At 63.8% G+C, this 12,425-nt stretch carries 9 protein-coding genes; 1 reads left to right on the plus strand and 8 read right to left on the minus strand.

Annotated elements, in window-relative coordinates:
- The first annotated feature begins 51 nt into the window (after nt 1–51).
- The gene (locus IAE77_RS17960; RefSeq protein ID WP_294229373.1) at nt 52–3,657 is read left to right on the plus strand and encodes a c-type cytochrome domain-containing protein; all 3,606 of its coding nucleotides are present in this window, start codon (nt 52–54) and stop codon (nt 3,655–3,657) included.
- 96 nt (nt 3,658–3,753) lie between these two features.
- Here the strand turns inward: IAE77_RS17960 and IAE77_RS17965 are convergent, their stop codons facing one another.
- The 8 genes from IAE77_RS17965 to IAE77_RS18000 form a co-directional block, all read right to left on the minus strand.
- Complete coding sequence (locus tag IAE77_RS17965) at nt 3,754–5,718, minus strand: tetratricopeptide repeat protein (RefSeq protein WP_294229375.1); 1,965 nt, start codon at nt 5,716–5,718, stop codon at nt 3,754–3,756.
- A 104-nt stretch (nt 5,719–5,822) separates the two neighbouring features.
- On the minus strand, nt 5,823–6,500 hold the full coding sequence (locus tag IAE77_RS17970; protein ID WP_294229378.1) for a response regulator transcription factor: 678 nt from the start codon (nt 6,498–6,500) through the stop codon (nt 5,823–5,825).
- A 19-nt stretch (nt 6,501–6,519) separates the two neighbouring features.
- Nucleotides 6,520–7,599, minus strand: a complete 1,080-nt coding sequence (locus tag IAE77_RS17975) for a sensor histidine kinase (RefSeq protein ID WP_294229381.1) — start codon at nt 7,597–7,599, stop codon at nt 6,520–6,522.
- A complete protein-coding gene (locus tag IAE77_RS17980) occupies nt 7,596–8,048 on the minus strand; it encodes an FdtA/QdtA family cupin domain-containing protein (protein ID WP_294229383.1) in 453 nt (150 codons plus the stop codon). The genes IAE77_RS17975 and IAE77_RS17980 overlap by 4 nt, the downstream gene beginning before the upstream one ends.
- Nucleotides 8,045–8,995 carry a glycosyltransferase gene (locus tag IAE77_RS17985; RefSeq protein WP_294229386.1) on the minus strand — a complete coding sequence of 317 codons (951 nt, stop codon included), beginning with the start codon at nt 8,993–8,995 and terminating at the stop codon, nt 8,045–8,047. Before IAE77_RS17985 ends, IAE77_RS17980 begins: the two co-directional genes overlap by 4 nt.
- A complete protein-coding gene (locus IAE77_RS17990) occupies nt 8,982–9,758 on the minus strand; it encodes a class I SAM-dependent methyltransferase (protein ID WP_294229388.1) in 777 nt (258 codons plus the stop codon). Before IAE77_RS17990 ends, IAE77_RS17985 begins: the two co-directional genes overlap by 14 nt.
- Nucleotides 9,745–10,872, minus strand: a complete 1,128-nt coding sequence (locus IAE77_RS17995; RefSeq protein ID WP_294229391.1) for a DegT/DnrJ/EryC1/StrS family aminotransferase — start codon at nt 10,870–10,872, stop codon at nt 9,745–9,747. Before IAE77_RS17995 ends, IAE77_RS17990 begins: the two co-directional genes overlap by 14 nt.
- 138 nt (nt 10,873–11,010) lie before the next feature.
- Nucleotides 11,011–12,315 (minus strand): DUF58 domain-containing protein, encoded by a 1,305-nt coding sequence (locus tag IAE77_RS18000; protein ID WP_294229393.1) that lies wholly within the window; start codon nt 12,313–12,315, stop codon nt 11,011–11,013.
- Nucleotides 12,316–12,425: the final 110 nt, after the last annotated feature.

Consider the following 12,425-nt stretch of genomic DNA (forward strand, 5'->3'; position numbering starts at 1 on the left):
CCGGCGAAAGTAACCACCCTCCCCCGGCGTAGTTCTCGGCATCATCCCCCTATGATGCCCAAAACCACCCTCTCGCTGACTTGCGCGGCTTTCGCCGCAGTGTCCCTCCATGCCCAGGAAGGCGGCGAAAAAATCACCTATCAGGATCACGTCCGCCCCCTACTCGAGAACAAATGCTTCTCCTGCCACAACCCTGACAAGAAAAAGGGCGATCTCGACCTCACCAGCTTCGGTGCCCTGATGGTGGGCGGTGGCGGCGGTGCCGTCGTCGATCCTGGCAATGCGGACAGCAGTCGCCTCTGGACCACCTGCGCGAAGAAGGAAGAGCCCTTCATGCCGCCGGAAGGCGCTCCCCTGAGCACCAAGGACCTCGATCTCCTCGCCGCGTGGATCAAAGGCGGCATCCTCGAAACCAAGTCCAGTCTCGCCAAAAAATCCGCCAAGCCGAAGGTGGACATGGCCGTGGCCGTCACCAGCGGCAAACCGGAAGGCCCCATCGCCAAGCCGGAGCACGTCCTGCTTGAGCCCGTCGTCGTCACGCCTCGCACCACCGCGATCACCGCGATGGCCTCCAGCCCCTGGACCTCCCTCATGGCGCTCGCCGCTCCGAAGCAGATCCTCCTCTACGACACCGACACGAAGCAGCTCGCCGGCATCTTCCCCTACACGGAAGGTTACGCCCGCAGCCTGCGCTTCAGCCGGAATGGTTCCTTGCTCGTCATGGGTGGCGGCCGTGCCGGAAAGAACGGCCACGCCATCGTCTGGGACGTGAAGACGGGCAAACGCATCACCGAGGTCGGCAAGGAGTTCGACCAGGTCATGTCCGCCGACATCAGCCCCGATCACAAGCGCATCGTCATCGGCAGCCCCTCGAAGAAGGTGAAGTGCTACGACACCGCCACGGGCGAGGAGCAATACGTCATCAGCAAGCACACCGAATGGGTCATGGGCACCGCCTTCAGCCCGGATGGCGTTCTGCTCGCCACCAGCGACCGCAACGGCAACGTCATGGTCTGGGAGGCCGAAAACGGCGGCGAATTCTACATCCTCGGCCAGCACAAGGCCTCCTGCGTGGATCTTTCCTGGCGGGCCGATTCGAACATCCTGGCCTCCTGCTCCATGGACGGCACCATCAGCGTCTGGGAAATGAACGAGGGCAAGCAGGTCAAAAACTGGGCCGCCCACGGCGGTGGCGTGCAGTCCGTGGCCTTCACGCCGGATGGCAAGATCGTCTCCGCAGGCAATGACGGGCTCGTCCGCGTCTGGGACATCAACGGCAACAAGCTCGCCGAGGCGCCGAACCAGGGCGACCTCGTCACCAAGGTCGTCGCTGGATTTGACTCCAAATACGCCATCTCCTCGAACTGGCGTGGCGAGATCAAGATGTGGAACATGGCCATGGGTGCCCAGCTCACCGAGATCGGCCAGCTCAGCAGCAATCCATCGCAGATCGCCCAGCGCATCGTCCAGGCCGAGCAGCGCATGGCCGAACTGACCGCCAAACTGCCTTCGCTCCAGGAAGCTATCAAAAAGGCCGAGGCTGATGCCAAAGCCCGCGACGAGGCGCTCGCCAAAGTGCGTGCTGAAGTCGCCGAAAACGACCGCCGCAGCAAAGCCTACCCGGGTGAGATCGCGAACGAAGAGAAAGCCCTCGCCGCTCTCAAGGCGGCCCGCGAAAAAGCCGTGAAGGACAAGGAAGCCCGCAACGCCGCCATCAAGGCCTTCGCCGACAAGTCCGCCAAGATCGCCGCCCAGGAAAAAGAACTCGCCGCCGAGGCCGCCAAACTGCCTGCGGCCGACAAAGCCGTGGCCGACGCCACCGCAGCGCTGGAAGCCGCGAAGAAAGATCCGGCCCAGCAGGCCAAAGTGGCTGAACTCGAAGGCAAACTGAACGCCGCGAAGGCCGAACAGCAGAAAATCGCCCCGCAGAAGGCCAAGGCCGACCAACTCGCCGCCGCTCTGGCCAAAGCCAAGGCCGAACTCGGTGCCGCACCGGCTCCGGTGGCCGATCTGGACAAGCTGATCGCCGAAACCGACGCCAAGATCAAAACCGCCGCCGACAGCATCGCCGCGAAGAAGGCCGAGCTGCCAAAACTGCCCGCGCTCGTCAAAGCGGGCCCGGATCGCATCAAGAACGCCGAAAGCAACGTCGCCACCGGCAAGACCAATCTCGCCTCCGCGCAATTCGCCGCCAAATCCGCCAGCGACGAGATCGGCGTGCTGCAAAAAGTGCCGACCGCGCTCAAAGCGGCCCAGTTCAACACCGGTGTCCTCGTCGAGAAGGAGAAGCTGGCGAAGCTAGAAGCTGACTTCAACGACTTCACCGAAGGCAAAAAAGATGCCGAAGCCGCCAAAGTGGCCGCCCAGGGCCGGATCGAGGCCTCGAAGAAGGCCATCGCCGAATCCACGGGCGCCCAACCCGCCCTGGAGGCCGCTTTGAAGAGGCTTCAAGGCGAGCAGGGCGCACTCGAAACCGCGATCAAGCCCGCTCGCGACGCGGATGCCGCCACCAGGGCCAAAGTGGACGAGCAGAAGAAGATCATCGCCACCAAGGAGGCTGAAATCGCCGCCGCCACCAAGGCCAAGGACGAAGCCATCGCCGCAGCGAAGAAATCCGCCGAGGAAATCGCCAAGGTGATCGAGGCAAAGAAGAAAGCCCTCGCTGAAGTGGCCTCCAAGCTCAAAGGCCCCGAGGATCAGGTCACGAACAAGAAGGCGAATCTCGCCAAATACGAAGGCAATCTGGCCAACGTGAAGAAATCGGCCGCTGACTTCGGCGCAGCACTTCCGGCGCAGGAAAAAGCCGTGAAGGACTCTGAGGCCGCTCTTCCCAAGCTCACCGCGGACATCCAGGCCGCCGACAAGGCGCTCGCCGAGGCCAAAAAGGCCGCTGCCGAGGCCACCAATGCCGTCGCCGCCTCCAAAAAGGAACTCGCGGCGAAAGCAGGCGATGCCGCTTTGACCGCGAAGGTGGCGGAGGCGGAGAAAAATGCGGCCGCAGCCGCTGGAAAAGTGGCTCCGGCCCAGCAGGAGCTCGATGCGCGCCGTACCGCACGTGCGAACACGGAAAAAGCCCTGGCTGAAACCCGCAAAGTCGCCGGCAAGACCAAAAACGAGCTGAACAACGCCAACGCCGCCATCGCCCAGACCGAGAAGCAGGTCGCCCAGGCGAAGGCCGAACTCGCCACGGCGGAAAAAGCCGCCGCGCCGGTGCGCGGACAGCGTGACAGCATCACCAAAGAGATCGAGGCGCAGTCCAAGGCCCTCGCTGAGAAACAAGCCGCGCCTGCGAACCTCGAAAAGGACACGACAGCCAAAGTCGCCCCGCTGAATGCCGCCATCGCCGCCGCGAAAGCTGCCCTCCCACCGCTGGAACAGGCCTACGCGGCCGCCCACGGCAAATTGGATGCCGAGCAGAAGGTGCTCGACGCCAAGAAGGCCGAAGTTGCCAAAGCGAACTCCGATTTCGAAGGGGCGAAGAAGAAGAAAGCGGACGCTGAAGCCACCATCGCCGCCGCGACGAAGGAAATCCCCGAAAAGGACAAGATCATCGCCGAAGCCACCGCCGAACTCGCCAAACTCCAGCCCCAGCTCGAGCCCATGCGCACGAAGGTGAAGCAAATGACCGACCAGTATCTGACGATGCTGCCGAAGTGATCTCCGGCTGATCCATTCTCCGAGGCGATGAAGGCGCGAGCCTTCATCGCCTTTTCATTTCCACCCGCGGCGGCCGGTTTGAAGGACACTTCTCTCTCAACGCGGCAGGCCTTTGCGGGCCATCGCGGTCTCGGCCGCCTGGACGAGTTGCTGAAGCTGCGGATCATCCGGCACCACGGCGCTCGCCTGATGAAAATGATCCAGCGCACGATGAGGGAGGCCGGTTTGGAGATAGACGAGACCGATGGCCTTGCGCGTCTGGACGTCGTGAGGCAGGACCTTCAAGATTTCCCGGAATACCGAAACCGCCTCGTCAAACCGGCCGACACCGGCCAGCCCTAGGCCCAGTGTGAAAGCGACGGGCGGCTTCGAGGTGGCGGTCTGGTCCTGCTTGATGAGTTCCATCGTGCTGTCCAGGGACTCCTTGGGGCGGTTGAGCCGGAGCAGCGAGTTGGAGAGGTTCAGCAGGCCGTTCTGGAAGCGCGGCTCGATCTTCAGCGCCTCACGGTAGCATTCCACCGCCTTTTCATCCTTCCCGGAGTCCGAATAAGCCGCGCCGAGGTTCCCCCACGTGCGGTATTTGTTCGGACTTTTGGCCACAGTATCCTCCCAGAGGCTTTCACGATCGCTCCACACGAGGTTACGCCTGCAGGTCCGCCAGGAAAGGCCGACGAGGGCGCAGACCACCACCGCAGGCACCACAAGGCGCATCACTTGGCGGGTGCTGCCACGGAGCCGGTCCAGAACACAGGCCACGAAGATGAAGAGGCCAACTGAACCTGGATAAGTGCGATGTTCGGCGACAAAATCCGGCAGCGGCACCAGCCCGGAGGAAACCGAGAGGGTCAGGAAGAACCAGATCACGGACGCAAAGCCGAGCGCAAAGCGTACATCGCCCCGATGGCGGCGGAAGAGCCACCAGGACAATGCCACGAAGCCCGCCAGCACGGCCACGGCTCCCAGCACGGGCCCCTCGAAGAGCGATTCGTATTTCGGCCACTCGGGATCGAGATTCAGCGAGGTGGGCCAGAAGAACTTCCGCAGGTAGTGCACGACGACAGTGAACTCGGTGACGATGTAGTGCCAGTGATTGAGCGGCACGTCGCGGCTGTTCACGATGTTCGTGGCCGCATGCAGGTCGAGACCGCCGTGCTGCGCGGAGGCGATGGCGATGATGAGGATCGGAATGAGCGGCATGCAGAGCAGCAGAGGCAGCCCCCGTTTGACCGCGTGGCGCAGACCCGTGCCGAACACCATCCAGTCGATCATCACGGCCACCAACGGCACAAAGACAGAGCATTCCTTCGTCTGCATCGCCAGGATCATCGACACGACGGAACCGGTCCGGAGCGCCCAGAGCCCGCGACGCGACGTGGCCTCGATGGATTTGAAATACAGCCACAGGGCCAGCAGCGAGAACAGCGTCACGAGCGAGGTGAAGCGCTGCACGATGTAAGTCACGGACTCAATCGCCAGTGGATGGGCGACGAAAAACAACGCTGCGGTCAGGGAGATGAAGCGCACGGATTCGCGGCGCAGGCCGCCCGTTTTGACAAAACGTCCGAGCAAGGTGCTGGCGAACGCATAGACGAGCAATGCATTGAGCCCGTGGATGAGGATGTTCACCGCCCGGAACCAGCGTGGATTGAAATCGTCTGCGAGGTGGTTCCAGTAAAAGGTCATGTAGGCCACCGGGCGCATGATGGCGTTGCAGGCGTAGTCCGGATCGGAGCCGATCTCGGCCGGGCGCCGGGCGAAGTCGCCAAATCCTTTCAAATACGCCAGGGTCCCGGCGTCCTTGAAGAAGGGGTTTTGGGACATGTAGGTGTGGTCGTCGAACACCATGGGGAAATCGACCGTCCAGGTGTAAAGACCGGCACAAAGCGCCACAATCAAGCTGGCTGCCAGCGCATGAAACCAGCGGCCGATGGTGCTTCGGGAGACGGCGGGAGACGGCTGTTCCACTTCAGCCGCAGGCTGCGGCTCCAGCGCGATGACGGCTGTTTCACGGCGCGTTTCAACTTTCGTGCGGGATTGTTTCGGGTGGCGGCGTTTAGACATGATTCACGGCGGTTATTCCGGAATTTTGCCGTAAAACGGTGCTCGATCACAAATGACAAGAGCCGTCGCGTCTCACGCCACACGACCGTGGCCGGAAATGCCACTCATGCGCCGTGCTCGCGCACCCACTGGCCCGCACGCAGGTAAAGCTCGGCCGCGCTGCGCAGTTGCAGCTTCTCCTTGATGCGTGCGCGGTAGGTTTCCACGGTGGATTCGCCCAGGCTGAGCGTCTGGGCGATCTCGCGTGTGCTTTTGCCACGGCCGAGCATCTGGAACACCTCCAGCTCACGATCTGCCAGCGTTTCCATGCCGGTGATGTCCGAGCCGGACCGGCGATGCGTCATGCGCTCCAGCAGCCGGGCGGTCATCTGCTTGCTGGCATAAACTTCCCCCTGCATCACGCAGCGGATGGCCTTCACCACCTCGGTGGAGGCCTCGTTCTTGGTGATGTATCCCTTGGCTCCGGCCCGCAACGCACGTTCGGCGTAGAGCTCCTCGTCGTGCATGGAAAGGACCAGCACGTTGATGTTCAGGCCCTGGGCCTTGATGTCCTTGAGCAGCTCCAGGCCGCTGGAACCGCGCAGGGTGATGTCCACGATGGCGATGTCAGGCTGGTTTTTCTGAATCAGGCGCATGGCGTCCTTGATGTTGTCCGCCTCGCCGCACACCGCCATGCCGAGCTCACGATTGATCAACTGCCCGAGATGCTCGCGGAACATGGGATGGTCTTCGACGAGGAGCACTTTGCAGCCTTTGACGGGTTTGGGTTCGAGGGAGGACATGGCGTTGTGGTGTTGGGGTTCAATGGACGGGAGCCCGGCACAAAACCGTCGTGCCGGCGCCTTGTTTGGATTCGATTTTAAACTCCGCGCCGAGGGACTGGGCGCGGTACTGCATGGTGCGCAGGCCCATGCCGGCGTCGGTCTTTCCGGTGGCAAAGGCAAGCCCGGAGCCGTTGTCCTCGATCCTGAGCTCGAGCACTTCCTCCACCTGGGAGAGGCTGATCGTCAGTTGCGTCGCACCGCTGTGCCGGATGGCGTTCGCCACGGCCTCCTGGGCGATGCGATAGAGGTGCATGGCGGTCTCCGGACCGTCGATGTAAACCTCGGCCGCCTCCTTGACCTCGATGCTGACACCGGTGAGCCGGCTGGTCATCGAGGCGAGATCGGTCAATGCCGCCGAGAGGCCGTTGCGGTCCACATGCACCGGGAAGATGCCGTGCGCGAGGTTGCGGGCCTCCATCACCGCCTGCTGGATGGATTCCTCGATCATGACCGCGTCACGTGCCGCGGCGACGTTCTGCGCCTGCAATTCGTCCGCCAGCACACGGGCGGCGCAGCCGATGGCGGCCAGATGCTGGCACACGCCATCGTGAAGATCCTGCCCGATGCGCTGCTGCTCGTGCTCGCTGACGCGCACGATGTCCTGCTCGAGCTGCCGCCGCTCCTCCAGCATGCGGATGTGCTCGGCATCGGCATCCTGCTTGTTCCTGACGGCGGCCGTGGCAAACACGACGACGCCGAAGTAGAACTCGCGGTTGATCATCGCCCACACGAAGCCGAGCTGCGTCTCGTAGGGGTGTGATTCGATGTTCGCCAGATACCACACGGCCCCTGACAGCACCGAGACCAGGATGCCGGCGGCCGGACCGGACCACCAGACCGAGCAGGCGATGGGAACGGCGTAGAAAATGAAAAGGCTGATCTCCCAGCCAGTGAGCTTGTCCAGCCAGCCCATGACCATCGTCACCACCACCGGCACGATCAGCGCCATCCACAACGGAGCCGCCCGCATGCGCTGCGTGATGCCCGCACGCCGCCTTGAAGCCGGAACGGCCGGCCGGAAGCTGGAGCTGATGCTTTCGAGAACGCCCGTCTTCATGCAAAGAAACGCTGTCCGGCCACCATAGCCGAAAATTCCTGGTAATCGCGAATGTAATCCTCCGGGGCGTAGGCGTGGGACGCCAGCACCATGAGCACCGAATCGGCGGAATGCAGATGCTGCGTGGCCCAGACCATCGGCGGCACCAGCACTCCCATCGTCGGCCGGTTGAGGCAGAACTCCTCGCGGTTCCCGCCGTCATCGACGCACACATGACACTCCCCGCTCACGCAGACGAGAAACTGCCAGCACTCCCGGTGCGCATGCTCGCCACGCGTCTGCTGGTCCGGGATCGCGTAGGTCATGAAGCACCGTTTCGGCGCGAAAGGCAGCTCCTGCTGAAAATCGCACACCGCCAGGTTTCCGCGCACACGATCCACCACGTGGCGCAGCTCGTACAGCCGCACTCCACGCACGGAACAGGGTTCGATGGCGGTTTCGTGGATCATGCGGATTTGAGTCGATGATTGATCACGCTGCGGACCAGCGACTGCGGCTTCCCGGACACGGTCATGAACGCACGGCCGACGTATTCGCCGATGATGCCCAGCATCAGGAGCTGGGCGCCGCTGAACAGTGCCAGCGCCCCCATGATCGAGCCCCAGCCCACCTGCCGCTGGCCGACGAAAAGCGTCTCGATGACCACCTCGGCCAGGATCACGACGCCGAACGCGCACAAGACGAAGCCCAGGATGCTCGCCAGCCGCAAAGGCATGACGCTGAAGTCAAACAGCAGGCTCAGCGCGAGACGCACCAGCTTGCGCGGCGTGTAGCCGCTGCGGCCGCTCGCACGTTCGGCGTGTTCCACCGTCAGTTTGCCGATGCGATCCGTCGCCCCGAGGATCAAGCCATCAATGTAGGGATACGGGCCGCGATGACCGGCGATCCGCTCGATCAGATCCCGCCGCAAAGCCCGGAAACTCGACAGATACAGGTCCCGCGGCTTCCCCAGCAGAAACGTGGCGGCACGGTTGATGAACCAGCTCCCGGCATTCCGCCAGCGGGAGTGCTTTTTGTCCTCGTAGCACGAGTAGATCACATCCATCCCGGACTCCCGCAGGTGATCCAGCAGGCGCAGGGCCTCAGCCACCGGATTTTGCAGATCGTCATCCAGATTGACCACGAACTGCCCGCGCGAACGCCGGTAGCCCTCCAGCACGGCCGCATGTTCGCCGAAGTTGCGTGCCAGCTCCACCAGCGTCACCGGCGCGGGGAAGACCTCGATCAGCTCCGCCGCCAGACGGGAGGTGCCGTCGCTGCTGCCATCATCCACGAGCACCAGCTCCCACGAATCGACGATCTCCAACTGGCGGAACGCGTCCAGCAGCGCCCGCAACGCGGGGCCGGTGTTGTGCAGGGGCACCACAAAGCTCAGCAGCGGATCATCGGGCTCCATGATCAGGCAGGGGGGTGGCGGTGCGGCGGGCGACGACGTAGATGGACGACCCGAACGGAAGGCGCAGCAGGCGGCAAAGGAGCGCGTCGATCCGGCCGGCGACGGTCAGCAGGCGGTTCCACGCTGGTGAAGGCAGGTGCAGGTCCGACGCGACGGCCGCGCGGGCTTCCTCCGACTGCCAGCGGCTCCATTGCCGGCGGGCAAGGAGGGGCAGGAAGAGCCAGGCGTTCCAGTGGTGGGTGATCACGGCGTCGAAGCTATGAACCTTCAGCAGCCGTTGCACATGACACATCCTGTAGCGCCTCACGCCACCCACCGCGGCATCGTGGGAGCCGCGCAAGGCCTCAAAGGCCGGCAGGTTCAGCACCAGCAGGCCTCCCGGCCTCAGGACGCGCCGCATCTCGCGCAGCGCCTGTTCCTCATCCACCGCCTCGTGGTAGAGCACGTCGAGGCTCAACACTGCGTCAAACTCGCCGTCGGCAAACGGCAGCGCGTTGACCGAGCCCATGCTGACCATCGGCAGGCCGCGATCATGGCAATGCCGCACGGCAATCTCGGACACATCGATGCCGGAGGCCTCGAGCAGCGGGATTTCGTTCGTCAAAAACCGCAGCATGCCGCCGGTGCCGCAGCCGGCGTCCAGGACACGCGCCAGTGGCGGCAGCCTCGATGGCAATGTCATCGAGACGAGATTTCGCAGCACGGCATACCACCAGTGGCGGTCCTCCAGCGCCCTCAGCGTGTCATATTCAGCGGGCCGCATGATCGTCTCCGATGATGATCTGGCAGGCGGTGTGGACCGCCTCTTCGCCGAGCCAGGGATGCAGCGGCAGGGAAAGTACCTCCCCCGCCGCCTTCTCGCTCTCCGGCAGTGTCTCGCCGCCGCTAAAAGCCGGCTGCAGGTGCAGCGGCACCGGGTAATGCACCGCCGCAGGCACACCGGCGGCCTGCAACCGCCCCAGCACGCGCTCCCGCGCGGCACAACGCACCACGTATTGATGATAGGCATGCCCGCACCCCGGCCTGACGCAGGGTGGCCTCACACCGCTGGAGGCAGACAGTCGCTCGTCGTAAGTCGCCGCCACCTTCCGCCGCTCCGCGACATTTTGCGCCAGCGTGCGCAGTTTCACCCGCAGGATCGCGGCCTGGATCTCATCCAGACGGCTGTTCACTCCGGCCGCGTCGCTGCAATGGCGGCTGCGCCATCCATACTGGCGGATGGAGCGCAGGCGGGCGGCGAATTCGTCGTCATTCGTGGCCACGGCTCCCGCATCGCCGATCGCGCCGAGGTTTTTCGTGGGGTAAAAGCTGAAGGCAGCCGCCCGGCCCAGGCTTCCGGTCATCCGGCCCTGCCACAGGGCACCGTGCGACTGCGCACAATCCTCCAGCAGCAGCACCCCGTGCCGGTCGGCCACGATCTGCAGGCTCTGCCAGTCCACCGGATGGCCGAAGAGATGCACGGCGAGCACCGCCTTCACTCCCCTGCCCGCCTGCGCCCGCAGCACCGCCTCCAGCGACTCTGGACACAGCGTGAAAGTGCCCGGCGTCACGTCCGCGAGCACCAGGGCGGCACCACTGCGCATCACTCCCGCCGCCACAGCGGACGGGGCGAAGGACGGCACCACCACCTGGCTGCCCGGGCCGATGTCCAGAGCCCGCAGCATGATCTCGATCGCGTCCGTGCCGCTCGCCAGCCCCACCACGTGCCGCACGTTCAGAAACGCGGCGAATTCGGCCTCGAAGGCGCTCACTTCGCCTCCTAAAATGTAGCTGCCGCTGGCAAAGACCCGCTGCACCGCCCCGGAGACCGCCGGTTCGTGTCGCCGCCAGTCCTCCAGTGGAAAGGGTGGGAACAAAGGGTCGGCGGGAGCGGTCATGCGGCCCGCCATCCTCCCAAGCGGCCACTACCGCCGCAAATGACGCCACGCGTGGCGTCCCACGCCACAACTTTGTGGCAACGAATCAAACCCTCCGCTCACCACGCACTGAGAACCGAGAACCGAGAACAAGCCCGCTCAAAGCAACCCACCCGCCTTCACATCGAGATACTTGTTCGCGAGTGCCACAGGCAGCATCTGCGCGGACTCATCGACCGTGAGCACCCGCCGCGCACGCAGCGATTCGAGCAACTGCCGCCGCTCGCCGAAGTAATGCGTCAGCGCCCCGTATTCCAACGCGCCATGCAGATGGTCGATCGGCGCGGCGGCACGGTTTTCCAGCTCCTGCTCGCGCAAAGTGGCCGTCAGCACCAGATGACGACGTTGCATGGCGCTCACAGATGCTGCAAGCGTGGCTCCATCCTCGCTGCGCAGGTTCGTGAGCAGAATGACCAGCGCACGACGGCGTTGCAGCGTCATCACACGTTCCGCCGCCTCGATGAAATCACTCGGCTCGCCGCTGGTCTCGTAGTTGTAGAGATGATTGAGCAGTTTCGGCATGCTGTGCGCTCCTTTGACCGGCGGCAGCCAGCGCTGCACGCCCCCGAAGCCGACGACACCAACCTCATCTCCCTGCCGCAACGCGATGAACGCGATCAGCAGCATCGCGTTCAAGCAGTGGTCAAACTGGCTCAAGCCGCCATCCAGCGCACGCATGCGCCGGCCGCAATCCGGCACCAGAAGGATGGTTTGATTGCGTGTCTCCTCGAAATCACGGCTGACGAGCGAGGAACGACGCGACGTGGCCTTCCAGTCGATGCGGGAAAGCACATCGCCGTCCTGGTAGTCACGCAACTGATGAAAATCCAGCGACGCGCCCATGCGGCGGCGTTTCACGATGCCCATCGTCCCCACGCGGTTCGCCATCGCCAGCATGGCAAAGCGCACCACCGGCTCATAGTTCGGATAAGCCCGCGTCTGGCTTTCCCCGGCCACGAAATGAATCCCGCGCCACAATCCGAACAGCGAACCGGCCAGGACATGCGCCGCGCTGAAGTGATATTGGCCGCGACGGATGAAACGCGCCTCATAGGAGACCGCCGCGAACTCGCCCGGAGGCACTTTGACACGATACGGCAGCCCTTCGGCCTCCGCAGCGGTCGGAATGCCGTCAAACACCTCCAGATCGACCGTCCGCCGCAGCGAATGCGCGACGGTCAGCGTCACCTGCGAACCGACGCCGAGCGCAAAACGGCCGGGCAGCGACCGCGTTCCTGTGATCCGGCCCCGACGCGGCAAAGTGAGCGCGTCCACGATCAACAGCAGCAGCAAGGCACCGCCCGCGATCTGCCACAGGATGGCAAATTTTTCCCACACCGACGCCGCCACCGCCAGGACGAGCCAGGCGATGAGAAGCTTCAGCAGCAGCGAAGTCGGACGCATGAGAGGTTATGAAAAGAAGATCAGGGATCTGACGCTGCCGGAATGACGAAATCCGAATGTCGAATGACGAATGTGGAACAAGTCGCGTGTCATGAGCTTGGGGATCCGGG

The organism is Prosthecobacter sp., from assembly GCF_014879935.1.
Taxonomy (GTDB): domain Bacteria; phylum Verrucomicrobiota; class Verrucomicrobiia; order Verrucomicrobiales; family Verrucomicrobiaceae; genus Prosthecobacter.

Excerpts from the sequence above, each read along its gene's own strand:
- IAE77_RS17960 (WP_294229373.1), top strand. The coding sequence starts at position 52 with ATGATGCCCAAAACCACCCTCTCGCTGACTTGCGCGGCTTTCGCCGCA.
- IAE77_RS17995 (WP_294229391.1), bottom strand. The coding sequence starts at position 10,872 with ATGACCGCTCCCGCCGACCCTTTGTTCCCACCCTTTCCACTGGAGGAC.
- IAE77_RS17990 (WP_294229388.1), bottom strand. The coding sequence starts at position 9,758 with ATGCGGCCCGCTGAATATGACACGCTGAGGGCGCTGGAGGACCGCCAC.
- IAE77_RS17965 (WP_294229375.1), bottom strand. The coding sequence starts at position 5,718 with ATGTCTAAACGCCGCCACCCGAAACAATCCCGCACGAAAGTTGAAACG.
- IAE77_RS17985 (WP_294229386.1), bottom strand. The coding sequence starts at position 8,995 with ATGGAGCCCGATGATCCGCTGCTGAGCTTTGTGGTGCCCCTGCACAAC.
- IAE77_RS18000 (WP_294229393.1), bottom strand. The coding sequence starts at position 12,315 with ATGCGTCCGACTTCGCTGCTGCTGAAGCTTCTCATCGCCTGGCTCGTC.
- IAE77_RS17980 (WP_294229383.1), bottom strand. The coding sequence starts at position 8,048 with ATGATCCACGAAACCGCCATCGAACCCTGTTCCGTGCGTGGAGTGCGG.
- IAE77_RS17970 (WP_294229378.1), bottom strand. The coding sequence starts at position 6,500 with ATGTCCTCCCTCGAACCCAAACCCGTCAAAGGCTGCAAAGTGCTCCTC.
- IAE77_RS17975 (WP_294229381.1), bottom strand. The coding sequence starts at position 7,599 with ATGAAGACGGGCGTTCTCGAAAGCATCAGCTCCAGCTTCCGGCCGGCC.